General features: G+C 69.4%; 23 protein-coding genes. 6 read left to right on the forward strand and 17 right to left on the reverse strand.

Features of this window, described 5'->3' with window-relative positions; all coding sequences use genetic code 11:
- Positions 1–6 precede the first annotated feature (6 nt).
- Together ilvN and NTM_RS25280 are read right to left on the reverse strand one after the other, a co-directional pair.
- On the reverse strand, positions 7–507 hold the full coding sequence (ilvN, locus tag NTM_RS25275) for an acetolactate synthase small subunit (protein WP_104864679.1): 501 nt from the start codon (positions 505–507) through the stop codon (positions 7–9).
- Complete coding sequence (locus tag NTM_RS25280) at positions 504–2,366, reverse strand: acetolactate synthase large subunit (RefSeq protein ID WP_163768829.1); 1,863 nt, start codon at positions 2,364–2,366, stop codon at positions 504–506. The genes ilvN and NTM_RS25280 overlap by 4 nt, the downstream gene beginning before the upstream one ends.
- Positions 2,367–2,641: 275 nt before the next feature.
- On the opposite strand from NTM_RS25280, the gene NTM_RS25285 reads away from it, so the two are divergent.
- Positions 2,642–3,037 (forward strand): PH domain-containing protein, encoded by a 396-nt coding sequence (locus NTM_RS25285; protein WP_179963995.1) that lies wholly within the window; start codon positions 2,642–2,644, stop codon positions 3,035–3,037.
- Positions 3,038–3,041: 4 nt separating this feature from the next.
- Here the strand turns inward: NTM_RS25285 and NTM_RS25290 are convergent, their stop codons facing one another.
- Positions 3,042–3,932: a DoxX family protein gene (locus NTM_RS25290; protein ID WP_104864677.1), complete on the reverse strand. Its 891-nt coding sequence runs from the start codon at positions 3,930–3,932 to the stop codon at positions 3,042–3,044.
- A gap of 87 nt (positions 3,933–4,019) precedes the next feature.
- Here NTM_RS25290 and NTM_RS25295 point away from each other — a divergent pair, with 87 nt between their 5' ends.
- Positions 4,020–5,141 carry a PQQ-dependent sugar dehydrogenase gene (locus NTM_RS25295; protein WP_179963996.1) on the forward strand — a complete coding sequence of 374 codons (1,122 nt, stop codon included), beginning with the start codon at positions 4,020–4,022 and terminating at the stop codon, positions 5,139–5,141.
- A 5-nt stretch (positions 5,142–5,146) separates the two neighbouring features.
- Here the strand turns inward: NTM_RS25295 and NTM_RS25300 are convergent, their stop codons facing one another.
- From NTM_RS25300 to gatC, 5 genes are all read right to left on the reverse strand, one after another.
- Positions 5,147–6,517 carry a sensor histidine kinase gene (locus NTM_RS25300; protein ID WP_163768832.1) on the reverse strand — a complete coding sequence of 457 codons (1,371 nt, stop codon included), beginning with the start codon at positions 6,515–6,517 and terminating at the stop codon, positions 5,147–5,149.
- 17 nt (positions 6,518–6,534) lie between these two features.
- Positions 6,535–8,037, reverse strand: a complete 1,503-nt coding sequence (gatB, locus tag NTM_RS25305; protein WP_163768834.1) for an Asp-tRNA(Asn)/Glu-tRNA(Gln) amidotransferase subunit GatB — start codon at positions 8,035–8,037, stop codon at positions 6,535–6,537.
- Positions 8,038–8,153: 116 nt separating this feature from the next.
- Entirely contained in the window at positions 8,154–9,185 is a 1,032-nt protein-coding gene (locus tag NTM_RS25310) for an ATP-dependent 6-phosphofructokinase (protein ID WP_104864674.1), read from the reverse strand.
- Positions 9,186–9,203: 18 nt separating this feature from the next.
- The gene (gene gatA / locus NTM_RS25315) at positions 9,204–10,688 is read right to left on the reverse strand and encodes an Asp-tRNA(Asn)/Glu-tRNA(Gln) amidotransferase subunit GatA (RefSeq protein WP_163768836.1); all 1,485 of its coding nucleotides are present in this window, start codon (positions 10,686–10,688) and stop codon (positions 9,204–9,206) included.
- On the reverse strand, positions 10,685–10,984 hold the full coding sequence (gene gatC / locus NTM_RS25320; protein ID WP_104864794.1) for an Asp-tRNA(Asn)/Glu-tRNA(Gln) amidotransferase subunit GatC: 300 nt from the start codon (positions 10,982–10,984) through the stop codon (positions 10,685–10,687). Before gatC ends, gatA begins: the two co-directional genes overlap by 4 nt.
- A 123-nt stretch (positions 10,985–11,107) precedes the next feature.
- Between gatC and NTM_RS25325 the strand changes: the two genes are divergently transcribed.
- The gene (locus NTM_RS25325; RefSeq protein ID WP_104864672.1) at positions 11,108–11,776 is read left to right on the forward strand and encodes an ACT domain-containing protein; all 669 of its coding nucleotides are present in this window, start codon (positions 11,108–11,110) and stop codon (positions 11,774–11,776) included.
- Here the strand turns inward: NTM_RS25325 and ligA are convergent.
- Complete coding sequence (gene ligA, locus NTM_RS25330; protein ID WP_163768838.1) at positions 11,773–13,896, reverse strand: NAD-dependent DNA ligase LigA; 2,124 nt, start codon at positions 13,894–13,896, stop codon at positions 11,773–11,775. The genes NTM_RS25325 and ligA overlap by 4 nt on opposite strands.
- Positions 13,897–13,978: 82 nt before the next feature.
- Between ligA and NTM_RS25335 the strand changes: the two genes are divergently transcribed.
- On the forward strand, positions 13,979–14,380 hold the full coding sequence (locus NTM_RS25335; protein ID WP_104864670.1) for an MmcQ/YjbR family DNA-binding protein: 402 nt from the start codon (positions 13,979–13,981) through the stop codon (positions 14,378–14,380).
- Between the two features lie 37 nt (positions 14,381–14,417).
- Positions 14,418–16,046 (forward strand): 4-coumarate--CoA ligase family protein, encoded by a 1,629-nt coding sequence (locus NTM_RS25340; protein WP_163768839.1) that lies wholly within the window; start codon positions 14,418–14,420, stop codon positions 16,044–16,046.
- On the opposite strand, the gene NTM_RS25345 is transcribed toward NTM_RS25340, so the two are convergent.
- Both NTM_RS25345 and NTM_RS25350 read right to left on the reverse strand, forming a co-directional pair.
- Entirely contained in the window at positions 16,043–17,791 is a 1,749-nt protein-coding gene (locus NTM_RS25345; protein ID WP_232079836.1) for a sensor domain-containing diguanylate cyclase, read from the reverse strand. The genes NTM_RS25340 and NTM_RS25345 overlap by 4 nt on opposite strands.
- A gap of 107 nt (positions 17,792–17,898) precedes the next feature.
- Complete coding sequence (locus NTM_RS25350; protein ID WP_163768841.1) at positions 17,899–18,909, reverse strand: uroporphyrinogen decarboxylase/cobalamine-independent methonine synthase family protein; 1,011 nt, start codon at positions 18,907–18,909, stop codon at positions 17,899–17,901.
- A 35-nt stretch (positions 18,910–18,944) separates the two neighbouring features.
- On the opposite strand from NTM_RS25350, the gene NTM_RS25355 reads away from it, so the two are divergent.
- Positions 18,945–19,583 carry a sensor domain-containing protein gene (locus tag NTM_RS25355; RefSeq protein ID WP_104864667.1) on the forward strand — a complete coding sequence of 213 codons (639 nt, stop codon included), beginning with the start codon at positions 18,945–18,947 and terminating at the stop codon, positions 19,581–19,583.
- 1 nt (position 19,584) lies between these two features.
- Here NTM_RS25355 and mnmA read toward each other — a convergent pair whose 3' ends face one another.
- From mnmA to NTM_RS25385, 6 genes are all read right to left on the reverse strand, one after another.
- Entirely contained in the window at positions 19,585–20,658 is a 1,074-nt protein-coding gene (gene mnmA, locus NTM_RS25360) for a tRNA 2-thiouridine(34) synthase MnmA (protein ID WP_104864666.1), read from the reverse strand.
- A gap of 2 nt (positions 20,659–20,660) precedes the next feature.
- The gene (locus NTM_RS25365) at positions 20,661–21,860 is read right to left on the reverse strand and encodes a cysteine desulfurase family protein (protein WP_435405110.1); all 1,200 of its coding nucleotides are present in this window, start codon (positions 21,858–21,860) and stop codon (positions 20,661–20,663) included.
- A gap of 52 nt (positions 21,861–21,912) precedes the next feature.
- Positions 21,913–22,773: a lysophospholipid acyltransferase family protein gene (locus NTM_RS25370; protein ID WP_163768845.1), complete on the reverse strand. Its 861-nt coding sequence runs from the start codon at positions 22,771–22,773 to the stop codon at positions 21,913–21,915.
- Positions 22,770–23,606 carry a GNAT family N-acetyltransferase gene (locus tag NTM_RS25375; protein ID WP_163768847.1) on the reverse strand — a complete coding sequence of 279 codons (837 nt, stop codon included), beginning with the start codon at positions 23,604–23,606 and terminating at the stop codon, positions 22,770–22,772. The genes NTM_RS25370 and NTM_RS25375 overlap by 4 nt, the downstream gene beginning before the upstream one ends.
- A gap of 159 nt (positions 23,607–23,765) precedes the next feature.
- Positions 23,766–24,722, reverse strand: a complete 957-nt coding sequence (locus tag NTM_RS25380; protein WP_104864662.1) for an electron transfer flavoprotein subunit alpha/FixB family protein — start codon at positions 24,720–24,722, stop codon at positions 23,766–23,768.
- Positions 24,723–24,762: 40 nt separating this feature from the next.
- Complete coding sequence (locus tag NTM_RS25385) at positions 24,763–25,554, reverse strand: electron transfer flavoprotein subunit beta/FixA family protein (protein WP_083141505.1); 792 nt, start codon at positions 25,552–25,554, stop codon at positions 24,763–24,765.
- Positions 25,555–25,676 lie beyond the last annotated feature (122 nt).

Below are 25,676 nucleotides of genomic sequence, written 5' to 3' on the forward strand. Positions count from 1 at the left end.
GGATAACTACTTGGTACTGATACCGCGCGGCCCGCGGGACAGCGACACCACACCGGACTGGACGATCTCCCGGACCCCGTAGGGCTCGAGCACCCGCAGCAGCGCCTCGATCTTCTCAGGCGTGCCGGTAGCCTCGACAGTCAGTGACTCGGTGGAGACGTCGACGACCTTGGCGCGGAAAAGATTGACCGCCTCGATGACCTGGCCGCGGGTGTTGGCATCCGTGCGGACCTTGATCAGCGCGAGCTCACGGGAGACGGAGTGCTCCTCGTCCTGCTCGACGATCTTGATCACGTTGATCAGCTTGTTGAGCTGCTTGGTGATCTGCTCCAGCGGAGATTCCTCGACGTCGACCACGATGGTCATCCGCGAGAGATCCTTGTGTTCGGTGGCGCCGACGGCCAGCGACTGGATGTTGTAGCCGCGCCGCGAGAACAGCGACGCGACGCGGGCCAGGACGCCGGGCTTGTCCTCGACCAGCACCGACAACGTATGCGTGGTGGTCATGCGTGTCCCTCTTCGTTGTCGAACAGCGGACGGATCCCGCGTGCCGCCTGAATCTCATCATTGCTGGTGCCTGCGGCGACCATCGGCCACACCTGGGCGTCGGCGCCGACGACGAACTCGACCACCACCGGCCGGTCGTTGATCGCCCGGGCCTGGGCGATCACGTCGGCGACGTCTTCTTCACGCTCACAACGCAATCCGACGCAACCCAGCGCCTCGGCCAGCTTCACGAAATCCGGGATGCGGCGGGTGTGGGTGGCGAGATCGGTCTGGCTGTACCGCTCTTCGTAGAACAGCGTCTGCCACTGGCGCACCATGCCGAGGTTGCCGTTGTTGATCAGCGCGACCTTGATCGGCACGCCTTCGATCGCACAGGTCGCCAGCTCCTGATTGGTCATCTGGAAGCAGCCGTCACCGTCGATCGCCCACACCTCGGCCTCCGGGCGGCCCATCTTGGCGCCCATCGCGGCCGGAACCGCGAAGCCCATGGTGCCCAGACCGCCGGAGTTGATCCACGTCTTCGGGTTCTCGTAGGAGATGAACTGCGCCGCCCACATCTGGTGCTGACCCACACCTGCCACGTAGACCGCATCCGCCCCGGCAGTCTTGCCGAGGGTCTCGATGACGAATTCCGGGGACAGGCTGCCGTCGCTCTGCGGTCCGTAGCTCAGCGGGTACGTCGACTGGATCCCGCGCAGCGACTCCCACCACGCGTCGAGATCGACCGCACCGGAGCCGTCCCGGCGCAGCACCTCGATCAGATCGGTGATCACGTTCTTGACGTCACCGACGATCGGCACGTCCGCATGCCGGTTCTTGCCGATCTCGGCCGGGTCGATGTCGGCGTGGATGACCTTGGCCTCGGGGGCGAACGAATCCAGCTTCCCGGTGACCCGGTCGTCGAAGCGGGTGCCCAGGGCAATCAGCAGGTCGCTGCGCTGCAGCGCCGCCACCGCCGCCACGGTGCCGTGCATGCCGGGCATGCCCAGGTTCTGCGGGTGGCTGTCGGGGAACGCACCGCGGGCCATCAGCGTGGTGACCACCGGGATACCGGTCAGCTCGGCCAGGTCGAGCAGCTGCTCGGAGGCCTCGCCGCGGATCACGCCGCCGCCGACGTAGAGCACCGGCTTGCGCGCCTCGGCGATCAGCTTGGCCGCCTCACGGATCTGGCGGCTGTGCGGCTTGGTGTTCGGCTTGTATCCGGGCAGCTCGAACTGCGGCGGCCACGCGAACGTGCACTCGCCCTGCAGCACGTCCTTGGGGATGTCGACCAGCACCGGCCCCGGCCGTCCGCTGGCGGCGATGTGGAATGCCTCGGCGATGATGCGCGGGATGTCGTCACCCTTGCGCACCAGGAAGTTGTGCTTGGTGACCGGCATCGTGATGCCGGAGATGTCGGCTTCCTGGAACGCGTCTGTGCCGATCAGGGCGCGCCCGACCTGCCCGGTGATCGCGACCATCGGAATCGAGTCCATGTAGGCGTCGGCCAGCGGCGTGACCAGGTTGGTCGCACCCGGACCCGAGGTCGCCATGCAGACGCCGACCCGGCCGGTGGCGTGCGCGTAGCCGCTGGCGGCGTGGCCGCCGCCCTGCTCGTGACGCACCAGCACGTGGCGCAGCTTCTGCGAATCGAACAGTGGGTCGTACACCGGAAGCACCGCCCCGCCCGGGATGCCGAAGATGACGTCGACGCCGAGCTCCTCGAGCGAGCGGACAACCGCCTGCGCTCCGGTGAGTTGTTGCGGGGCAATGATATTCGGTTGCGCCTGGGTCGTCGCGGAGTTGTGCTTCGCGGCGGCCGCTGTCCCGTTCGTCGGGGTCTCCGACGACTCGGGCGGTCGCTTGGTGGGTGCGCTCACGGTGTCCTCTGGTCTTTCTCGCTCGGCTGATCTTCTCAAATCGGTGTTCTGGCAACAAAAAACCCCCGTCAGCCGGCGGCTGTACGAGGGTGCGCGTTGATGCGGTTGTGCTATGCCCGAATCAGGGCCAGCGCGGCATCAACGCGCGAGCCAATTACTACGAGCAGGGTCTGCATAGCACACGACGGTAGCCGCCGGACTGGTCAAAGGTCAAATCTGGCCGTATGACCGCTCGCGCCCGGAGCCCGCAGACCCGGCGATGCGATGATGGCGGCATGCGAACCCCGTCCGCGCCGAAGTCCTCCCAGGTCGTCATCAGGATCTCGCCGATGGCCCACGTGGCGATCGGCTTCATGTTCATCGGGCTGATGGCGGTGGTGTTCGCCGGGCCGGCGTGGTTCGTCGTGCTGTTCCTCATCCCGGTGGCGCTGTCGTATGTGGTGATGCGCTACCGGACGACCGCCGACTACGAGAAGGTCGTCGCGCGGACGCTGTTCGGGAGCCACACCGTGCGCTGGGAGGACATCGACGGGCTGCGATTCGGGCGGCGGGCGTGGGCGGTCGCGCGTCTGCACGACGGCTCCGAGGTGCCGCTGCCCGCGGTGACGTTCGCGACGCTGCCGCAGCTGACCGCCGCCAGCGGCGGACGGGTGCCCAACCCGTACGAGTAGCGCGCTATCCCAGCGGGTTGGTGCCGTTGAGCAGAACCCAGATCGCCACGCCGGCGCCCGCGCCGAGGATCAGCGCGGCAGCCGAACCGACGAACGGCCGCCTGGCCCAGCCGCGGCCGGCGTCGAGGCCGTACTTGCCCGGGCCCACCAGCACGATCGCGGCGACTGCGACGAGCAGCACGATCTGGTATTCGTGGCCGTCGGTCAGGAACGACGACAGCCTGGCTTCGTTGTGGGCGAGCGTGGCCTCGGCCAGCGTCGCGGTGACCAGGTAGCCGAGCGCGCCTGCCGCCGCGATCGGGGTGAACAGCCCGAGCACCAGCAGGATGCCCGCGGCGATCTGCCCGCCCGCCGCGACGTAGGTCAGGATGTCGGCATTGCGGAACCCGACGTCGGTCAGCTGGTCACGGAAACCGTCGAGGCCCGGGCCACCCCACCAGCCGAACACCTTCTGCAGACCATGACCGATGAGCAGGACGCCGACCGCGACACGCAGCAGCAGCAGGCCGAGGTCCTGGGTGCCCCTGCGGTGTTCGACGTTGCGCTCGGGGTCCACACCGATCTCGGTGGGCGCCGCCGCCGGCGTGCCGTAGGCGCCCGGAGCCAGGCCGGTGCTCGGCTGCACATACGGCAACGGCTCCGGATCGTTGAGCAACGCGAACGGTTGCTGTTGGTCGGCCGGTTTCGCCGAGTCGTAGCGCGGGATCGCGGTGGTCTCGAAGTCGCCGCTGTAATTGGCCGACGGGAGATCGTCTTCGGGGTCCACCAGGCTCGCCGAGGCTGGCCGCCCAGCCGAGTCGTCGGGCCGCTGCCAAGGATCTTGGGGACTCGTCACGACAGCCAGGGTAAGTGCAAGTCCTTTGGACGCCGGGAATTCGTCCGGCGCGTTGAGCACGGGTTTTCCCGAAGCGGCGCAGGTCGGGAGCGGTCGTCCCCGGGGAGCCGTGGCGAGTACCTCCGCGGCATCCGTAATCTGGCCTGCATGAGCGAGCGTGTGTCCTCCGGTGCTTTGGTCGCGCTGTTGTGCGCGACGGTGCTCGCCGGCGCGGGCTGCGCCCGGTTCGATTCCGCTCAGTCGCAGCCGTTCACCACCGAACCGCAGCTGGCGCCCGGACCGAAGACCACGCCCCCACCTCCGCCGCCGTTGCCCGCCAAACCGTTCCCGAAGGAATGCCCCGCCCCCGGGGTGATGCAGGGCTGCCTGGGCAGCACCAGCGGGCTGATCATGCTGCCCGACAGCCAGTCGGCGCTGGTCGCCGAACGGCTCACCGGCGTGATCAAGAGGGTCGCGGTGCGCGCCGAGCCGATCGAGAAGATGTCGATCCCGGTCGATCCCAGCGGCGACGGCGGACTGATGGACATCGTGCTGTCCCCCACCTACGCCCAGGACCGGTTGATGTACGCCTACATCAGCACCCCGACGGACAACCGGGTGGTGCGGGTGGCCGAGGGCGATCCGCCCAAGCCGATCCTGACCGGCATCCCGAAGGGTGCGACCGGCAACACCGGATCGCTGATCTTCACCAGCCCGACCACGCTGGTGGTGCAGACCGGGGACGCCGGCGACCCGGCGCAGGCCTCCGACCCGGGGTCACTGGCCGGCAAGCTGCTGCGCATCGAGCAGCCGACGACGGTCAACCAGGCGCCGCTGACCACGGCGCTGTCGGGGCTGGGTCCCGGTGGCGGGATGTGCATCGACCCGTCCGACGAGTCGCTGTACGTCACCGACCGCACCCCCACCGCCGACCGGTTGCAGCGGATCACCAAGGATTCCCAGGTGTCGACGGTGTGGACGTGGCCGGACCGGCCCGGGGTCGCCGGATGCGCCGCGCTCGACGGCACCGTGTTGGTGAATCTGGTGAACACCAAGCAGACGGTCGCGGTGCGGATGGCGCCCGAGACCGGCGCGGTGACCGGTGACCCGGAGGTGGTCCGTCAGGACAATCACGGCCACGCGTGGGCGCTGCAGACGTCCCCGGACGGCAACGTGTGGGGCGCGACGGTCAACAAGACCACCGGCGATGCGATGAACCTCGACGACGTCGTCTTCCCGCTGTTCCCGAACGGCGGCGGATTCCCGCGCAGCAACAACGACCTCACGTAGCGGCGTCAGCCCGGTCCCGGCCCCGGTCCGGGCAGCCGCAGCATCAGGCGGGTCCCGCCCTGCGGGCTGACCTCCAATGAGGCCGTCCCGCCGTGGATCTCGGCCTGCTGGGCGACCAGCGCCAGGCCGAGGCCTGATCCCGAGCGGGACGCGGTGGTGCCGCGGTGGAACCGCTCGAACACCTCGGTGCGCTCCTCCTCGGGCACCCCGGAGCCGTTGTCGTCGACCGCTATCTCGACGCCGTTCTGCGAACTGACCACGCTGAGCCGGATCTGGGTCGCGCCACCGTGTTTGACGGCGTTGGCGATCGCGTTGTCGATGACCAGCCGCAGCCCGGCGGGCATGCCGAGCATCAGCACCGTCGTCGACGACGCCAGCGACACGTCGATACCGGGATAGTGGTGCATCGCGTCGTGGGCGGCCCGGTCGAGCAGTTCGGCGACGTCGACGGACACGAAGTCGTCGACAGTGGTCAGCTCGCCCTGGGCGAGCCGCTCCAGTGCGGTCAGCGTCGCCTCGATCCGGGACTGCGTGCGGATCACGTCGTCGAGAACCTCCTGGCGCTGCTCGGCGGCCAGATCCAGTGTCGAGAGCACTTCGAGGTTGGTGCGCATCGCCGTGAGCGGGGTGCGCAGCTCGTGCGACGCGACGGCGGCGAAGTCGCGCGCCGATTCCAGTGCGGCGCGGGTTCGTTGCTGTTCGTCACCGATACGCGCGAGCATGCCCTCCACCGCCTCGGAGATCTCGACGGCTTCCCACACACCGCGCACTTGGACCTCGTCGGGGGCGGATTGGGCATTGATGGCGCGCGCCTGTTGGGCGAGCAGCCGGAACGGGTTGACCATGATCAGCGAGATCACCCAGCCGACCAGCATCGTGGTCAGGATCACCCCGGAGCAGATCCAGAACACCCGCCAGTGCAGCGAGTCGATCCGCGCCTGGGTCTCGGCCATCGGTGCGCCGAGCGCGATCGACGCGTTGCCGGTCTTGATGGTGCGGATCCGGTACTCGACACCGTCGATGGTCGCGTCGGAGTAGCCGTTCGGCAGATCGGGCAGCACGATGTCGGCCGGGATGGACACGGTGCTACCCGCCCAGCGGGCGGTCCGCACGAGGCCGCCCTCGGTGGGTTCGGGGCCCACCCCCTCTTGCGCGCTGCGCAGCAGGGTGTTCACATCGCCGAGGCTCGACAGCGAATCCAGCCGCCGGTCGAGCTGGTCGTACTGGTCGTTGGTGACGCCCACCCACACCCACACACCGAGGGTCAGCACCAGGATCGTGACCCCGAGCTGCGAGAGGATGACGATGGAGCGCAGCGACAGCCAGCGCAGTGGGTGGTCGAGGACGCGGAAAACCACGTCCTGTATTCGCGTCATCGCGTCGACTGTAAGGGCTAGCTACACGCGGCCATGACAAGTTCGCGCACCCGCGCGGCGTCGGCCTGACCCTTCGTCGCCTTCATCACGGCGCCGACGATCGCACCGGCGGCCTGCACCTTGCCGCCACGGATCTTCTCGACGATATCGGGATGAGCCTCAAGAGCTTCATTGATGGCGGCCTGGATCAGCGAGTCGTCACGCACGACCACCAGCCCGCGGTCGTTCATCACCTGCTCGGGTTCGCCCTCACCGGCCAGCACGCCCTCGACGACCTGGCGGGCCAGCTTGTTGGACAGCTTGCCGTCGTCGACGAGCTTGATCACCGCGGCCACCTGCGCCGGCGTGATCGGCAGCGCGTCGAGTTCGACCTCGGATTCGTTGGCCTTCTGCACCAGGAAGTTGCCCCACCAGGCGCGGGCGGCGTCGCTGGAGACGCCGTGCTCGACGGTCGCGGCGATCAGATCCAGCGCACCGATGTTCACCAGATCGCGCATCACCTCGTCGGCGATGCCCCACTCCTGCTGGATTCGCTTGCGCGACAGCCACGGATACTCGGGAATGGTGGTCCGCAGCCGCTCGACGAGTTCCGCGCTGGGCGCCACCGGCTCCAGATCGGGCTCCGGGAAGTATCGGTAGTCCTGCGCGGTCTCCTTGCTGCGCCCCGGCGAGGTGAAGCCGTCCTCGTGGAAGTGGCGGGTCTCCTGGGTCACCGTGCCACCGGATTTCAGCACCGCGGCCTGGCGGCGCATCTCGTAGCGCACCGCGACCTCGACGCTCTTGAGCGAGTTCACGTTCTTGGTCTCGGTGCGGGTGCCGAATTCGGCCGCGCCGATCGGCTTCAGGGAGACGTTGGAGTCACACCGCATCGATCCCTGGTCCATCCGGACGTCGGAAACCCCGAGCGCGCGCAACAGGTCTCGCAGCGCGGTCACATAGGCGCGGGCGATCTCGGGGGCACGCGCACCCGCACCCTCGATCGGCTTGGTGACGATCTCGATCAGCGGCACCCCGGAGCGGTTGTAGTCGGCCAGCGAGGTGGTGGCCCCGGCGATACGGCCGGTGTCGCTGCCGATGTGGGTCAGCTTGCCGGTGTCTTCCTCCATATGGGCGCGCTCGATCTCGATGCGCCACGTGGTGCCGTCGTCGAGCGGCACGTCGAGGTGACCGTTGATCGCGATCGGTTCGTCGTACTGGGAGATCTGGTAGTTCTTCGGCTGGTCGGGATAGAAGTAGTTCTTCCGCGCGAAGCGGCCCCACGGCGCGATGTCGCAGTTGAGTGCCAGGCCGATGCGGATCGCGGATTCGACGGCCGACTCGTTGAGCACCGGAAGGGAGCCGGGCAGACCGAGGCACACCGGGCACACCAGAGTGTTGGGTTCGGCCCCGAACCGGTTGGCGCAGCCGCAGAACATCTTGGTGGCGGTGTTCAGCTCGACGTGCACCTCCATGCCCATGACGGGCTCGTAGGCGGCGATGACCTCGTCGTAATCGAGCAGATCGGCAGTCGTGACGGACATGGGAACGATCCTAGTGGGTCGCCTTTTCCCGCCGAGCAGACGCAAACTCGCACGACACGCGGGGGACACGCCGGAGTTTGTGTCTGCTCGCGAGAGAACCGCCAGCGGAGGAACCGTCAGCCGAAGAATTCGGCGGCGTCGTCGTAGCGGCTCTGCGGGACGAGCTTGAGCTGGCGGACCGCATCGGCCAGTGCGACCCGGCCGATGTCCTGGCCACGCAGCGACACCATCATCCCGTACTCGCCGGCGTGCGCGGCATCGGCGGCGTTGACCCCGAACCGGGTGGCCAGCACCCGGTCGAACGCGGTCGGGATGCCACCGCGCTGCACGTGGCCGAGCACCGTGACGCGGACGTCCTTGTTGATCCGCTTCTCCACCTCCAGCGCCAACTGCTGGGCGACGCCGGTGAAGCGCTCGTGGCCGAACTCGTCGACACCGCCCTGCTTGAGCTGCATCGAGCCCTCGGCGGGCTTGGCCCCCTCGGCGACCACACAGATGAAGTGTGAATCTCCGCGCACGAAGCGCTCTTTGACCAGCCGGCAGACCTCCTCGACGTCGAAGGGCTGTTCGGGGATCAGCGTCATGTGCGCCCCGGAGGCCAGGCCGGCGTTCAGCGCGATCCAGCCGGCGTGGCGGCCCATCACCTCCACCAGCATCACGCGCTGATGCGATTCGGCGGTGCTGTGCAGCCGGTCGATCGCCTCGGTCGCCACGGTCAGCGCGGTGTCGTGGCCGAAAGTGACGTCAGTGCAGTCGATGTCGTTGTCGATGGTCTTAGGCACACCGACGACGGGCACGTTCTCCTCGGACAGCCAGTGGGCGGCCGTCAGCGTGCCCTCGCCTCCGATCGGGATGAGCACGTCGATGCCGTTGTCTTCGAGGGTCTGCTTGATCTGGTCCAGACCGGCACGCAGCTTGTCCGGATTGACGCGCGCTGTGCCCAGCACGGTCCCGCCCTTGGCGAGCAGCCGGTCGTTGCGGTCGTCGTTGCGCAACTGGATGCGACGGTTCTCCAGCAGACCGCGCCAACCGTCCAGGAAGCCCACCACCGACGAGCCGTACCGGACGTCACAGGTCCGGACCACCGCCCGGATCACCGCATTCAGGCCAGGACAGTCGCCACCTCCGGTCAGCACTCCGATACGCATGCGACCCATCCTCCCCTGTCAGAGCGCAGTTGGCAGCGAACCCCGCGCGGCCTCGTAGGCCGCACCGACCCGATACAGCCGGTCATCGGCCAGTGCGGGCGCCATGATCTGCAGCCCGACCGGCAGGTTGTCGTCGGCGGACAGCCCCGACGGCACGGACATCCCGCAGTGCCCGGCCAGGTTCAGCGGCAGCGTGCACAGGTCGAACAGATACATCGCCAGCGGGTCGTCGACCTTCTCGCCGAGCCGGAACGCCGTTGACGGCGTCGTCGGCGTGACCAGCACGTCGACCTTCTGGTAGGCCTCGTCGAGATCGCGGGCGATCAGCGTGCGCACCTTCTGTGCCTGGTTGTAATAGGCGTCGTAATAGCCGGCCGACAGCGCGTAGGTGCCGATCATGATGCGGCGCTTGACCTCGGGGCCGAAGCCCGCGGCGCGGGTGATCGCCATGACCTCCTCGGCGCTGTGCGTGCCGTCGTCGCCGGCGCGCAGCCCGTAACGCATGCCGTCGAACTTCGCCAGGTTCGACGACACCTCCGACGGCAGGATCAGGTAGTAGGCGGGCAACGAGTAGTCGAAGTGCGGGCAATCGACCTCGCTGACCTCGGCGCCGAGCGCGGTGAGCTGCTCGACGGCCGCGTTGAACGACGCCAGCACACCCGGCTGGTAGCCCTCGCCGCTGCGCAGTTGCTTGACCACCCCGATCCGCACACCCTTGAGGTCACCGGCGGCGCCGGCGCGGGCCGCAGCGACGACGTCGGGCACGGGTGCGTCGACCGAGGTCGAATCGCGCGGATCGTGTCCGGCGATGACCTGGTGTAGCAGCGCGGTGTCGAGCACGGTGCGCGCGCACGGACCGCCCTGGTCCAGCGACGACGCGCACGCGACCAATCCGTAGCGCGACACCGTTCCGTACGTCGGTTTCACCCCGACGGTCGCGGTGAGCGCGGCCGGCTGGCGGATGGAGCCACCGGTGTCGGTGCCGATGGCCAGCGGCGCCTGGAACGCCGCCAGCGCGGCGGCACTGCCACCGCCCGAACCGCCCGGCACCCGCTCGACGTCCCACGGGTTGCGCGTCGGGCCGTAGGCCGAGTTCTCCGTCGAGCTGCCCATCGCGAACTCGTCCATGTTGGTCTTGCCCAGGATCGGGATGCCCGCGGCGCGCAGCTTCGCGGTGACGGTCGCGTCGTACGGCGACGTCCACCCCTCCAGGATCTTCGAGCCGCACGTGGTCGGCATGTCGGTGGTGGTGAACACGTCCTTCAGCGCGAGCGGGACCCCGGCGAGCGGTGAGGCCGGACGCTCCCCCGCCGCGACGGCCTTGTCGACCGCCGCCGCGGCGGCCAGCGCCTCATCGGCGCCGACGTGCAGGAACGCGTGATAGTCACCGTCGGTCGCGGCGATCTGGTCGAGGAACGCCTGCGTCACCTCGGTGGAAGACACCTCTTTGGCCGCGATCTTGGTCGCGAGGGTGTCGGCGTCGAGTCTGATCAGCTCGCTCATTCGGCTTCTCCCAGAATCCTCGGCACCGCGAAACGGCCGTCTTCGGCCTGGGGTGCGGCGGCCAACGCCTCGTCCTGGGTCAGGCTCGGCAGCTGCTCGTCGGGGCGGAACACGTTGACGTCCGTCAACGGGTTGTCGGTGGCCTCGACGCCGGTGACGTCGACCGCCTGGATCTTGCCGACGTGGTTGAGGATGGCGTCGAGCTGACCGGCGAAGCTGTCCAGCTCGCTGTCGGTCAGGGCCAGGCGCGCGAGGCGCGCGAGGTGCGCAACCTCGTCTCGGGAGATCTGTGACACGACCACGAAGCCTAGTCCAGCCGCTCATGCGTCCCTCCCGGCGGAACTGCTTCGGCGGCCCGCCGCCCTGCCCTCGGGGCGGCCCGCCGCCCAAGTCGCCCGGGGCCGCCACTCCGTGACAAGGTGTTGGCCGTGCCTTCGTATCTACTCCGAGTCCAACTCGAGGACCGCCCGGGCAGCCTCGGCTCCCTGGCCGTGGCCCTGGGTTCGGTAGGCGCCGACATCCTGTCCCTCGACGTGGTGGAACGTTCCGTGGGCTACGCGATCGACGACCTCGTGGTCGAGCTGCCGCCCGGGGCGATGCCCGACATGCTGATCACCGCCGCCGAGGCGCTCAAAGGGGTCTACGTCGACAGCATCCGCCCGCACACCGGGCTGCTGGAGGCCCACCGCGAGCTGGAGTTGATCGACCACGTCGCCGCTGCCGACGGAAAGCTCAAGCGCCTGCAGGTGCTCGTCGACGAGGCCCCCAAGGTGTTGCGGGTCGGGTGGTCCACGGTGGTGGAACTGACCGATTCGGGCCCGCGGCGGGTGGTGGGCAGCTCCGGCGCACCGGAGACCCAGGCCACCGTGACGCCGTGGCTGCCGCTGGCACGCGCCGAGGCGCTCGACGCGACCGCCGACTGGGTGCCGCAGGTATGGCGCGATATGGACACCACGCTGGCCGCGGCGCCGCTCGACGGCCCGACGACCGCGGTGGTGCTGGGACGACCCGGCGGACCCGCGTTTCGGCCCAGCGAGGTGGCCCGCCTCGGCTATCTGGCCGGGATCGTCGCGACGATCATCGGTTAATCCTCCGGCACGACCGGACCGTCGTCGAGGAGCCTGCGGAACCCGTCCTCGTCGAGCACCGGCACCCCGAGTTCGATGGCCTTGTCGTATTTCGATCCCGGAGCGTCCCCGGCCACCACGTAGGCGGTCTTCTTCGACACCGAACTCGCCGCCTTGCCGCCCCTGGCGATGATGGCCTCCTTGGCCTGATCCCTGCTGAACCCCGTCAGCGATCCGGTCACCACGATCGACAGGCCCTCCAGCGTGCGCTCGATGCTGGTGTCGCGTTCGTCGACCATCCGCACCCCGGCCTCGCGCCACTTGTCGACGATGGCGCGATGCCAGTCGACGGTGAACCAGTCGATCACCGCGGCCGCGATCGTCGGGCCGACACCCTCGGTGTTGGCGAGCTGTTCCTCCGATGCCGCCTCGATCGCGTCCAGGCTGCCGAACTCGGTGGCCAGCGCCCGCGCCGCGGTCGGCCCGACATGGCGGATCGACAGCGCGACCAGCACCCGCCACAGCGGTTGCGCCTTGGCCTTGCCGAGGTTGGCCAGCAACCGTTTGCCGTTGGCCGACAGCTCGCCCTTCTGCGTGGTGAACAGATCGGTGCGGAGCAGATCCTCGGCGGTGAGGGTGAACAGGTCCCCCTCGTCGGCGATCACACCGGCCTGCAGCAGCGCGGTGGCCGCTTCGTAGCCGAGGCCCTCGATGTCGAACGCGCCGCGGCCCGCGACGTGAAACACCCGCTCCCGCAACTGCGCTGGGCAACTCCGCGAGTTCGGGCAGCGGATGTCGGCGTCGCCCTCCTTGGCCGGGGCCAGCTCGGTGCCGCATTCCGGGCAGTGGGTCGGGAACACGAACTCGCGCTCGGTGCCGTCGCGCAGATCCACGACCGGGCCGAGTACCTCGGGAATCACGTCGCCGGCCTTGCGGATCACCACGGTGTCGCCGATCAGCACGCCCTTGCGTTTGACCTCCGAGCCGTTGTGCAACGTGGCCAGCCCCACGGTGGAACCGGCGACCTTCACCGGCTCCATGTAGGCGAACGGGGTCACCCGGCCGGTGCGCCCGACGTTGACGCGGATGTCGAGCAGCTTGGTCTGGGCCTCCTCCGGCGGATACTTGTACGCGACCGCCCAGCGCGGCGCCCGCGAGGTGGCGCCGAGGCGGCGCTGCAACGACACATCGTCGACTTTGACGACCAGACCGTCGATTTCGTGTTCGACGTCGTGGCGGTGCTCACCCCAGTACGCGATGCGTTCGGTGACCGCGTCGAGGCCTTTGACCTGCGCGGTGTGGTCGGACACCGGCAGGCCCCACGCCTTGAGCGCGCGGTAGGCGTCGTGCAGCGTCTTGAACGGGAACCCTCCGGGTGCCTCGATGTGGCCCAGCCCGTGGCAGATCATCCGCAGCCGGCGGCGCGCGGTGACCGCGGGGTTCTTCTGGCGCAGCGACCCGGCCGCGCTGTTGCGGGGGTTCGCGAACGGCGCCTTGCCCTCGGCCACCAGCCCGGCGTTGAGGTCCTCGAAGTCGGCGACCCGGAAGAACACCTCACCGCGCACCTCGAGCACCGTCGGCACCGGGAACTCGTCTGTGCCGGTGAGCCTTTCGGGGATGTCCTCGATCGTGCGCGCGTTCAGCGTGACGTCTTCGCCGGTGCGCCCGTCGCCACGGGTCGCCGCGCGCTCCAGCCGCCCGTCCCGGTACACCAGCGCCAGCGCGACCCCGTCGATCTTCAGCTCGCACAGGTACTGCGCGTCCTGACCGATCTCGCTGCTGATCCGCGCCGCCCACGCCGCCAGCTCCTCGGGATCGAACACGTTGTCCAGGCTGAGCATGCGCTCGAGATGCTCGGCGGGGGTGAAGTCGGTCGCGAAGCCGGCGCCGCCGACCAGTTGGGTCGGCGAATCGGGCGTGCGCAGCTCCGGATACTCGTCCTCGAGTGCCTGCAGCGCGCGCAGCATCTCGTCGAACTCGGCGTCGGTGATGGTCGGGGAATCACGGACGTAGTAGCGGAACTGGTGTTCGCGAACCTCGTCGGCAAGCTCCTGCCACCGACGGCGGATGTCGGCGTCGAGAGCATCGTCGGCCTGCTCGGCCAGCACCGACTCGGGATCCGGGGTCGCCTCGGGACTCACCCTGGAAGGCTATCGAAGGGCACCGACAGCGTCGGCCGCGGTTCGCCGGACCCGGTCGGGACGGCTGCGTAGGCTGCTGTCCATGCCGCATCCGATCATGTTTCGCGACGACGACATGGGGCTGGCAGAAGTGCGGAAGATCGCCCTGGGATTCCCGACGGCGTTCGAGAAGATCTCGTGGGGCAGACCGTGCTTCTGCGCGCCGAAGATGTTCGCGATCTTCGGGGGCAGCGTCAAGGGTGAGGGCAAGGGCGAGTACACCCAGTACCCGCACTCGGTCCTGGTGAAGGTCGACGAGAGCGACCGCAGGGCCCTTGAGCAGGATCGCCGGTTCTTCTTCCCGGCCTACCTCGGCCCGTTCGGCTGGCTGGGCCTCGACCTGACCGCGGCGAAGGTGGACTGGACGGAGGTCACCGAACTTCTCGACGCGTCCTTCCGCATGGTGGCAGCCAAGAAACTGATCAAGCAACTCGACCAACGTTGACCCCGCCCCCCCGCCCCGTGATTCGATCGGAGACACCATGAGCTTCTCTAGCCCCTTCCCCGAAGTCGACATCCCCACCGCCAGCGTCTACGACTACCTGTTCGCCGGCCTGTCCGACTCGGACGATCCCCACCTGGACCGGGTGGCGCTGGTCGACGCGAAGTCGGGTCGCGAGACGACCTATCGGGAGATGGTCGCCCGCATCGACGCGTTCGCCGGGGCGCTGGCCGCCCGCGGCGTCGGTGTCGGCGACGTCGTCGGATTGCTGGCGCCGAACAGTTCGGCGTTCGCGGTGGCCTTCCACGGGATCCTGCGCGCCGGCGCGACGGCCACCACCATCAACGCGCTGTTCACCGCCAAGGACATCGCCAAACAGCTCACCGATTCCAAGGCCAAGACGCTCATCACGGTGTCGCCGTTGCTGGCGCAGGCCAAGGAGGCCGCCGTGCTGGCGGGTCTGTCCGACGAGGATCTGATCGTGCTCGACGGGCCAGGCCGCGACGGTTCCGGCGGCGGCGCCGGCCATCCCAACGCCGCCGACATCCATGCGTCGGGAACGGCTGCGCCACAAGTGCATTTCGCCCCGTCGTCGCATCTGGCGGCGCTGCCGTACAGCTCCGGGACGACCGGCAACCCGAAGGGTGTGATGCTCACCCACCGCAACCTCGTCGCCAACGTCGCGCAGATCCGGCCGCTGCACGGCATGGTCGCCGACGATGTGGTGCTCGCCGTGCTGCCGTTCTTCCACATCTACGGGATGACGGTGCTGCTCAACGCCGCGGTGCACGCGCGGGCGAAGCTGGTGATCATGCCGAGTTTCGATCTCGGCGAGTTCCTCGGCAACATCGCCGAACACAAGTGCACGATCGCGTTCATCGCCCCGCCGGTCGCAGTGGCACTGGCGAAGCACCCGCTGGTCGACGACCACGATCTGTCCTCGCTGAAGGTCGTGATGTCCGGAGCGGCGCCGCTGGACGCCGACCTCGGGCACGCCGTCGCGAAACGCCTGGACTGCAAGGTGGTTCAGGGATACGGCATGAGTGAGCTCAGCCCGGTCAGCCACATCACCCCGTTCGACGGCGGCCGGGTCAACATGCACGAGGACGCTCCGCTGAGTTCGGTCGGCTGGACGGTCTCCAACGCCGCGTCCAAGCTCGTCGACCCGGAAACCCGCCGCGAGATCCAGGTCCCGGACGAGGGGGTCAGCGACACCGGCGAGTTGTGGTTCAAGGGACCGAACGTGATGGCCGGATACCTGAACAACGAGGCCGCGACGAAGGAGACGATCGACGAGGACGGCTGGTTGCACACCGGTGACCTGGCGCGGGTCGATGCCCGCGGGCTGGTCTACATCGTCGACCGGCTCAAGGAACTGATCAAGTACAAGGGCTATCAGGTGCCGCCCGCCGAACTGGAGGCCGTGCTGCTGTCGCATCCCGACATCGCCGATGCCGCCGTGGTGGGCGCGCCAGACGCCGACGGTGAAGAGGTGCCGAAGGCCTTCGTGGTGACGCAGGCCGGCGCGCAGCTGACCGAGTCCGAGGTGATGGAGTTCGTGGCCGGACACGTCGCCCCGTACAAGAAGGTCCGCCAGGTGGCGTTCATCGACGCGATCCCGAAGTCGGCCTCCGGCAAGATTCTTCGCAAGGATCTGCGGACCCCCTAGCGGCGCGCGAGCTGATCCCTGCCGCGGCTCTTGGCTTCGTACAGCGCCTTGTCGGCGCGCACCACCGTCTCGGTGAGGGTGTCTCCTGGTCTGTGGCCGGTGTACCCGATCGAACAGGTCTGCCCGAACGGCACGCAGGCCCGGATCCGGTTGAGCATCGTCTGTGCCCGCTGCGGGTCGGTGCCCGGCAACGCCAGGATGAATTCCTCACCGCCCCACCGGGCGAAGATGTCCTGCTGGCGAATCGACGCGCCCGCGGCCCCGGCGAACTGCTGCAGCAGCAGATCCCCGGCGGTGTGGCCCCGGGTGTCGTTGTAACCCTTGAAGTTGTCGAGGTCGATCACCGCGACCGTCAGCGGTGAGGCCTCGGAGACGCTCGCCAGCAGCGGGGTCACCTGGGCGTCCCAGGCGCTGCGGTTGAGCACCCCGGTCAGCGGGTCGGTCGACGCCGAGTGTTTCAGCGCCGCATGCGCGGCCACCGCCTCCGACACGTCGCGCACCTCGAGCTGGACGCTGCGCTCCCCCGAGTGCTTGACCACCGTCGCGTTGAACTCGACCAGAAGCTCGGTGCCGTCATGCCTGCGTAGTACGCCGCGCTGCGAGCGCACGATGCCGGTGGTGGACAGCGTCTCGTCGAGGAGGGCCTGCGTCACGGAGCGGATGCGCTCGGGCACGAAATCCATCGCCGAGACCAGCGCGACGTCCTCGGCCGACGCCACCCCGAGCAGCGCGACCCCGGCGGGGTTGACGTAGGCGATCCTGCCCTCGGTGTCGACGACGACGACCGGATCCTGGGACTGCTCGACCAGCGCGCGCCACCGTTCCTCGGCCGCGGCGTGCGCAGCGCGGGCGGCGGCGAGCTCGGTCACATCGGTCGACACGCCGCCGACACCGCTGACCTCACCGGCCTCGTCGGTGAGCGGGAACTTCGTGGAGCGATAGATGTGCACCGAGCCGTCCGGGTGGACCACCTCTTCGCTGAACACCTGCCGTTCGCGGGTGGTCATGATCTGCCGGTCGTTGCGTCGGTAGTGCTCGGCGATGTCCTTTTCGAAGAAGTCGAAATCGGTGCCGCCGATCAGCGAGCGGCCCGCGTTGGTGACGTCCTGCAGCGCACGGTTGGCCATCACGAAGCGGCCGTCGACATCCTTGGCGAAGACCAGCACATCGGGGTGGTCGAGCACGCCGCTGAGCATGCGCTGCTGTTGACGGGCCAGTTCGGAGTCGGGTTCGTTTGCGCGGCTTCGCAACTCCAGCAGAGCCAGCACCTGCCGGGCCAGGGTGCGAAGGTACCGGCGCTGCGCGTCGGTCAGGGCCCGCGGGCGGCGATCCAGCACACAGACCGCCCCGATCCGGTGCCCGTCGGCGGTGACGATCGGCATGGCCGCGCCGAACCGCAGATGCGGTGCACCGGTGACCATCGGATGGCCGGCGAACCGGGCGTCGGCGTGGGTGTCGGCGATCTCGACCAGCGCACCGTCCTCGACGGCGATGCCGCAGAACGACATCTCCCGCGCGACGTCGGACAGGCCCACCCCGTGACCGGATTTGATCCACACCCGGTCGGCGTCGACGAACCCGATCAACGCCATCGGGGCGTCGCACACCGCCGCCGCGAGCTCGGTCAGACCGTCGAAGGACTCTTCCGGCTCGGTGTCGAGGATCTCGAGCGAGCCGAGCACCCGAAGGCGCGCGGTCTCGTCGTGGCCGGGCGATGACCCTCGATTCGAGAGCTTCCCCGACACTGCATCAACCCCGTGACTCTTGCGTACTCGCACCCCCGCGCCGGCACCGCCGGCATCCTTCGCGACTGACACTAGCCCACGTTCAGGACCGCCTCAGCGCTAAAACTTCAAACGCCGTCCGGATCCTCGGCCAGACCGTCGGCGGCGCGCTGCGCCAGTTCGACCGCTCTGCGGGCCCATTCGCCGGTTGCTGCGGCCAGCCCACACGCGGGGCTGACCCCGATCCGCTCCCGCAGCACGGTCCTGGCGAACCCCAGGCGGTCGGTGACGCCGGCGACCGCCGCGGCGATCTGTTCGGCCGACGTGCGCGCTGCGGGCGCGGAGGTGGGGACCGCGCCGATCACCACGGTCCGGCCCGAGTCGACGAACTCGCCGATCCCGTCCAGGTCGGCGGCGGACAGCGTGTTCAGATCCACCGAAACGGCGCTGATCACGCTGCGCTGCAAGAGTTTCCATGGAAGATCCGGGGCGCAGCTGTGCACGGCGACGTCACCGCCGACCGTCGCTGCGCACTCGTCGAGCAGCACCGTGACCAGCGACTCGTCGACCGGGTGGACCGGGTTCAGGCTGCTCACCCCGGTCAGCCTGCCGGCCAGCGCGGCGGGCAGCGTCGGCTCGTCGAACTGGACCACCACCGGGCTCTCCAGCCGGCGCGCCAGATTTCTGCGGTGCTCGGCCACCCCTTCGGCCAGCGACGCGCTCAGATCGCGGACCGCTCCGGCGTCGGTGATGGCCCGGTGCCCACCGCCCAGCTCCAGGTGCGCGGCCAAGGTGATCGGTCCGGGCGCCTGCAGCTTCAGCGCCCGTTCGCTGCCGCGCAAGCCGGCCTTCTCCCACGCCTCCTCCAGCGCGTCGAGATCCTCGTCGAGGAAACTGACGGCCCGCCGGGTGGCCGAGGTCCGCCCAGAGGCGACGCGGTATCCGCGCGGCACCGTGTCCATCGTGATGTCGACCAGCAGCGCGGCGGCGCGGCCGATCAGGTCGGCGCCGACACCGCGGGCGGGCAACTCGACCAGATGCGGCAGATGGTGCAACTCACCGACGACGATCTCGGCGGCCTCCCTGGCAGCGGTGCCGGGCCAGGATCCGATGCCGGTCGCCGTCGCGAAAACACTCACTCGCCCGACGATATGCGACGGGTTAGGGTTCGGGTATGACGGGCCGCGCGTGCGCCTCGCTGATGTGCGCCACCGCGATACTGGCCGCCGGGTGCGCGCAGAGCGTTTCCGGCGTCGCGGTCCGTGCGGTACCGGCGATCGACGAGGACTCCCGCTCACCGGTCGACGTCGACTCGGTGTTGCTCGACCGCGCGCAGATGCAGGCCGTCACCGGAGCCGGTGCGGACCTGACGATGATCCCGGGAACCGACACCAAAGCTCCGGTGGATATCGAGTTCCTGATGGAAACCGTTGTACCGCAATGCCAGTGGGTTTACGCCGAGACCCGGCTGTTCGGCGACGAGATCGAGGAGTTCCACAAGAACACCTATCAGCACCCGCCCCGCGGGGGCCTGATCTCGCAGGCGGCCGCCGGATACCGCGACGCTGCCGCCGCGCAGCGGGCCTTCGATTCGGTGGTCGAGCAGATCGCGCGGTGCGGTGACACCGGCGCCGGTGCGGCGATGGTCGGTGAGGTGTCGGCGACCCCGGAGTCGATCCAGACCAGGCCCGGCGCCTGCGGCCGCGACTACCGGGTGAAGTCCGCGGTGCTCGTCGAGGTCACGTTCTGCGCGTTCCCCGATTCGGTGCCCGACATCGTGATGACCAACATCATGGCCAACATCTCGGGCTGAGTCAGCGTGCGGCGCGGATCGTCGCGCTGGCCAGCACCTCGTCGCCGTCGGGGTCGGGACGGTAGAGCACCAGTGTCTGGCCGGGCGCCACCCCGCGCAGCGGGCTGCGCAGCGTCACGTGCAGGGTCTCGCCGCGCAGTTCGGCGACCGCGTCGGCGATGCCGCCGTGGGCACGGACCTGGACCACGCCCTCGACCGGTCCGTGCGGCGCGACACCGGCGGTGAACACCGGCGCATCGCCCTCCAGGGTGCCGACCTCGAGATCGTCGACGGTGCCGACCTGGACGGTGCCGGTCTGCGCGTCGATCCCGGTCACATAGCGCGGGCGCCCGTCAGGACCGGGACCGGGGATGCCCAGGCCCTTGCGCTGCCCGATCGTGAAGCCGTGCACGCCGTCGTGTTCGGCGAGCACCGTGCCCGCCGAGTCCACCACGCTGCCGCGGCGCACCCCGATCCGGGCGCCGAGAAAGGCCTGGGTGTCGCCGGACGGGATGAAGCAGATGTCGTGACTGTCGGCCTTGTCGGCCACCGCCAGGCCGCGGCGCGCGGCCTCCTCACGGATCTGGGACTTCGGGGTGTCGCCGATCGGGAACAGGGCGTGGCGCAACTGTTCGGCGGTCAGCACCGCGAGCACGTAGGACTGGTCCTTGTCGTGGTCGACGGCGCGGCGCAGCCTGCCGTTCTCCAGGCGGGCGTAGTGACCGGTGGCCAGCGCGTCGAAGCCGAGCGCGAGCGCACGAGATGCCAACGCGGAGAACTTGATGCGCTCGTTGCAGCGCACACACGGGTTGGGCGTCTCGCCGCGTGCGTAGGCCTCGACGAAGTCGTCGATCACGTCCTCTTTGAAACGGTCGGCGAAATCCCAGACGTAGAACGGGATTCCGAGCACGTCGGCGACCCGGCGGGCATCTCCGGCGTCCTCCTTGGAGCAGCAGCCGCGAGACCCCGTGCGCAGCGTCCCCGGCGCCGAGGACAGCGCCAGATGCACGCCGACGACGTCGTGTCCGGCGTCGACCATCCTGGCGGCGGCCACCGAGGAGTCCACGCCACCGCTCATCGCGACCAGTACCCGCATCGTCAGTGCCGTCCCGAACTGGCCAGTGCCGCCTGCCGGGCCCGTTCCACCGCCGCGGGCAGCACGTCGAGCGCCGCGTCGATGTCGGCGTCGGTGCTGGTGTGGCCCAGCGACAGCCGCAGCGAGCCCCGCGCGTTCGCCGGGTCGGCGCCCATCGCGGTCAGCACGTGCGAGGGCTGCGCCACCCCCGCGGTACACGCTGACCCGGTGGAGCACTCGATTCCCTTGGCATCCAACAACATCAGCAGGGAATCGCCCTCACACCCGCGAAAGGTGAAGTGTGCGTTGCCGGGAAGCCGGCCCGCGCCGGGCGCCCCGTTGACGTCGACATCGTCGATCCTGTCGAGGACACCGTCGACCAGCCGGTCGCGCAGGTCCCGCACCCGGGTGGTCACCGCATCCATGGTCTCGACGGCGGCGCGCGCGGCGGCGGTCATCCCGACGACCCCGGCGACGTCCTGCGTACCGGAACGCACGTCGCGCTCCTGGCCGCCGCCGTGCAACAGCGGGACACAGGCCGCGTCACGGCGGAGCAGCAGCGCGCCGACACCGGTGGGCCCGCCGAACTTGTGCGCCGTGACGCTCATCGCCGCCAGCCCGCTGGCGGTGAAGTCGATCGGCAGCTGACCGATGGCCTGCACCGCGTCGCTGTGCATGGGGATTCCGAATTCGGCTGCGACAGCGACGAGTTCGGCGATCGGCTGAATCGTTCCGACCTCGTTGTTGGCCCACATCACCGAGACCAGCGCGACGTCGTCGGCCGAGGTGAGCGCGGCGCGCAGATCCGCGGGGCGCACGGTGCCGTGCCGATCGACCGGCAGCCAGGTCACTTCGGCGTCCTCGTGCTCGACCAGCCATTCCACCGCATCGAGGACGGCGTGGTGCTCGATGGGCGTGGTGATGATCCGGCGCCGAGTCGGCGCGGCATCGTGGCGGGCCCAGTACATGCCCTTGACGGCGAGGTTGTCGCTCTCGGTGCCGCCCGCGGTGAAGATCACCTCGGACGGTCGGGCGCCGAGCAGCTGCGCGAGTTCTTCGCGCGACTCCTCCAGGCGCCTCCGGGCGGCCCGGCCGGAGCCGTGCAGTGAGGCCGCGTTGCCGACGGTGGCCAGCACGGCCGTCATCGCCTCGATGGCGGCAGGGCGCATCGGGGTGGTGGCGGCGTGGTCGAGGTAGACCGGCCTGGCAGAGGGCCCGGACACAGACATAACCGTTCCAGGATAGCCGCCGCCGGCCCGGTGCCCCGTATCGCGCTCAGGCGGACAGCGCCGAGGCCGCGTCACAGCCGGCCGGCCTGGCCTGCCGCCGCGGCGCCGGGTGGCCGAGCACCGCGGCTTCACACCGGGCGGCCAGGTCCCTGCGGTCGCGGCCCGGCAGCTGCAGCGACTCGACCTGCAGGTCGCACACCGTGCGGCGGGCGGTGATCACCCGCGCGATCGACGCCGGCAGGCTGTCGTCACCGACGAACGCCGGCACCGTGGACGGGCGGCCGTCGCGGTGGCGGTAACTGAGCCGCACCGGCTGCACCGGCCGGCCCGCGTCGACGGCAGCCTGGAACATCGCCGGACGAAAGCGACCGTGGCTCAGCCCGCACCAGGTGGTGGCCTCGGGGAACGCGACCACGGTGTGGCCGGCGGCCAGGCGGGCGCTGACGGCCGCTACCACGTCGGGGAGTCGACGCAGCCGGTCGCGGTCGATCGGGATGATCCTCATCATCCGCACCACCGGGCCGAGTGCGGGCAGCCGCAGCAGGTCGGCCCGCGCGACGAACGACCCCGGCAGCACCGCGCCGAGCGCGAAGACGTCCAGCCAGGACACATGCCCACTGACGACCAGCACCCCCGGAAGGTTGCGGATCGGCCCGCCCGAGACCCGCATCCGCACGCCGAGGCTGCGCAGCATCAACCGGCAATAGCCGCGCTGCAGCCGTACCCGTCCGGGCAACGGCAACGCGAGCAGCCATACCCCACCCAGCAGCGTCATCGCCGCGGTGACGCGCAGCGCGGTCCGCAGCGCGACCACCCACCGGTGGCCCGGTTCGTCGGCGCCGGAGCGCACACAGCCCGGGCCGCACGGTGCGGCCTGCACCCACGCGTGCCGGGCGGCGAGGGTCACGACCGGGCCTCGACCGCAGCAGCGGCGCCTGCCGACCGCAGCCTGCGCAGGTACCGGACGTCGGCGCGGCGTTTGTCGAGCAGCGCCGGGAAGTCGCCGACCCCGAACTGCGGATCGTGGGCGGGTTCGCCGCACACCTGCGCCCCCAGCCTCAGATAGCCACGCAGAAGCGGCGGCAGCGTCACCCGTGCCGGGGCAGCGATGTCGTCGAGCCGACGACCGTCGACCACCACCGGGCGATACGGGTGCACGGTGTACTCGGGCGGCGCGGCATGCCGGCGCAACACGGCGTCGCGGACACCGCGCAGCCGGCTGCCGGCCGGGGTCTGGCCGGTGGGATCGGCGACGGGAACCGAGACACAGCCTGCGACATGGTCGTAGCCGCTGCGGTCCAGATAGGCCAGGATGCCGGCCCACATCAGCAGCACGACCGCGCCGTGCCGATGCCCGTCACGTACCACCGCGCGGCCCATCTCGACCAGCGACGGCCGCAGCGGGTCCAGCGCCGAGACGTCGAATTCCGTTGCGGTGTAGAGGCCACCGGCGGCGATCGCGGCCGGTGGGGGCAGCATGCGGTAGCAGCCGACGAACTCTCCGGTGCCGTCGTCGCGAACCAGAAGGTGGTCGCAGTAGTCGTCGAAGCGGTCGGCGTCGCGCCCGTCGGGACCAGCGTCGCGCAGGGTGAATCCCGGCTCGGCGCTGAACACGTCGTGGCGCAGCCGCTGGGCGGCCTCGATGGAGCCCGGGTCGGTGCACAGCAGCAGGCTGTAGCGCGGCGCCGGGCCGGAGGGCAGGAACGTCTCGCCGGGGATGAGTACGGATGCGGTGCTCATGGCCGTCACGGTGGTGCAGCCGTCCGGCGGCCCGGCAAGCGGCGCGTGACGTGTTCGTGAGCGTCAGATGACGGTTCGGGACGCGAGCCGGTTCGACCCGGCACGCACGAGGCCCCCACCTCGATGTGAGATGGGGGCCTCGGTTGCCTTCGCTGCGGACTATCCCTTGCGGGCCTTGACCGCCTCGGTCAGCTGCGGGGTGACCTTGAACAGGTCGCCGACGATGCCGAGATCGGCGATCTCGAAGATCGGCGCCTCTTCGTCCTTGTTGACCGCGATGATCGTCTTCGACGTCTGCATACCGGCCCGGTGCTGGATCGCGCCGGAGATGCCCAGGGCGATGTACAGCTGCGGGGACACGGTCTTGCCGGTCTGACCGACCTGGAACTGGCCCGGGTAGTAGCCGGAGTCGACCGCGGCGCGGGACGCGCCGACGGCGGCGCCCAGCGAATCGGCGAGTTCCTCGACGATGCCGAAGTTCTCGGCGCTGCCGACACCGCGGCCGCCGGCCACGACGACGCTCGCCTCGGTGAGCTCCGGACGATCGCCGGCCACGGCGGGCTCCCGCGACGTGATCTTGGTGGCGTTCTCCGCGGGTGCGGGCACCTCGACGTTGACGACCTCACCGGCGCCGTCCGACGGCGCCGCCTCGATCGCACCGGGACGCACGGTGATCACCGGGGTGTCGCCGACGGCCTCGGCCTCGACGGTGTAGGCACCGCCGAAGATCGAGTGGACGGCCTTTCCGCCGTCCTTGACGTCGACGACGTCGCTGAGGATGCCTGCGCCGATGCGGGCGGCGAGACGTCCCGCAATCTCCTTGCCGTCGGCGCTGGCGGCCAACAGCACGGCCGCGGGCGACGCCGACTCGGCCAGCGAGGCCAGCACGTCCACGTACGGGGTGATCAGGTAGTTCTCTGCGTCGTCGGATTCGGCGACGTAGATCTTGGCGGCGCCGGCCGACTTCAGACCGTCCACCAGGGGTTCGGCGGTGCCGGGCTTGCCCACCACGACGGCGGAGGGCTCACCCAGCGCGCGGGCCGCGGTGATCAGTTCGGCGGTGACCTTCTTCAGCGCACCTTCGGCGTGCTCGGCGAGCACGAGTACTTCAGCCATGGGTTTCGTATGCCTCTATGTCCGTTGATGAATGGAAGTTCTAGATAATCTTCTGACCGACCAGGTACTCGGCGATCTTCGTGCCGCCGTCGCCTTCGTCGGTGACCTTCTCGCCTGCGGTCTTCGGCGGCTTCGGGGTCGAGGACAGCACCTTGGAACCGGCGTTGGCGACGCCGACCTCGTCTGCCTCGACGCCGATCTCGGCCAGCGTCAGGGTGGTCACTTCCTTCTTCTTCGCGGCCATGATGCCCTTGAAGGACGGGAAGCGCGGCTCGTTGATCTTCTCGTTGACGCTGACCACGGCGGGCAGCGACGCCTCGAGGGTGAACACGCCGTCGTCGGTCTCGCGCTCGGCGGTGACCTTGCCGTTCTCCACGGACAGCTTGCGCACATGGGTCAGCTGCGGCAGGCCCAGGTACTCGGCGATGATCGCCGGCACGGCGCCGCCGGTGCCGTCGGTGGCCTCGTTACCGGCGATGACCAGCTCGGTGCCCTCGATGGTGCCCAGCGCGCGGGCCAGCGCCCAGCCCGTCTGCACCATGTCGGAGCCGTGCAGGCCGTCGTCGAGCAGGTGCACGGCCTTGTCGGCGCCCATGGACAGGGCCTTGCGGATGGCCTCGGTGGCGCGCTCGGGACCGGCGGTCAGGACGGTGACGGTGCTGTCGCCGCCTTCCCGTTCCTTGATGAGCAGCGCTTCTTCGACGGCGCGCTCGTTGATCTCGTCGAGTACGGCGTCGGCGGCCTCCCGGTCGAGCGTCCAGTCACCCTCGGACAGCTTGCGCTCGGACCACGTGTCAGGGACCTGTTTGATCAGGACCACGATGTTCGTCATGACTCTGGTTCGTCCTCCTCGATGAGGCCGTTGGCCGGCCTGCAATACCACGATTGATGCAATCAACCCCATGTTACCCACGGGTAACTTCAGGCGCTACGCAGGAACACCATAGCTGGTCG

The organism is Mycolicibacterium parafortuitum (assembly GCF_010725485.1).
Lineage (GTDB): Bacteria > Actinomycetota > Actinomycetes > Mycobacteriales > Mycobacteriaceae > Mycobacterium.

Bases quoted from the DNA above. Each gene is read 5' to 3' on its own strand.
- ilvN (WP_104864679.1), bottom strand. From the start codon at position 507: ATGACCACCACGCATACGTTGTCGGTGCTGGTCGAGGACAAGCCCGGC.
- NTM_RS25285 (WP_179963995.1), top strand. From the start codon at position 2,642: ATGCGAACCCCGTCCGCGCCGAAGTCCTCCCAGGTCGTCATCAGGATC.
- NTM_RS25295 (WP_179963996.1), top strand. From the start codon at position 4,020: ATGAGCGAGCGTGTGTCCTCCGGTGCTTTGGTCGCGCTGTTGTGCGCG.
- NTM_RS25300 (WP_163768832.1), bottom strand. From the start codon at position 6,517: ATGACGCGAATACAGGACGTGGTTTTCCGCGTCCTCGACCACCCACTG.
- gatB (WP_163768834.1), bottom strand. From the start codon at position 8,037: ATGTCCGTCACGACTGCCGATCTGCTCGATTACGACGAGGTCATCGCC.
- NTM_RS25310 (WP_104864674.1), bottom strand. From the start codon at position 9,185: ATGCGTATCGGAGTGCTGACCGGAGGTGGCGACTGTCCTGGCCTGAAT.
- gatA (WP_163768836.1), bottom strand. From the start codon at position 10,688: ATGAGCGAGCTGATCAGACTCGACGCCGACACCCTCGCGACCAAGATC.
- NTM_RS25335 (WP_104864670.1), top strand. From the start codon at position 13,979: ATGCCGCATCCGATCATGTTTCGCGACGACGACATGGGGCTGGCAGAA.
- NTM_RS25340 (WP_163768839.1), top strand. From the start codon at position 14,418: ATGAGCTTCTCTAGCCCCTTCCCCGAAGTCGACATCCCCACCGCCAGC.
- NTM_RS25355 (WP_104864667.1), top strand. From the start codon at position 18,945: ATGACGGGCCGCGCGTGCGCCTCGCTGATGTGCGCCACCGCGATACTG.
- mnmA (WP_104864666.1), bottom strand. From the start codon at position 20,658: ATGCGGGTACTGGTCGCGATGAGCGGTGGCGTGGACTCCTCGGTGGCC.
- NTM_RS25375 (WP_163768847.1), bottom strand. From the start codon at position 23,606: ATGAGCACCGCATCCGTACTCATCCCCGGCGAGACGTTCCTGCCCTCC.
- NTM_RS25380 (WP_104864662.1), bottom strand. From the start codon at position 24,722: ATGGCTGAAGTACTCGTGCTCGCCGAGCACGCCGAAGGTGCGCTGAAG.
- NTM_RS25385 (WP_083141505.1), bottom strand. From the start codon at position 25,554: ATGACGAACATCGTGGTCCTGATCAAACAGGTCCCTGACACGTGGTCC.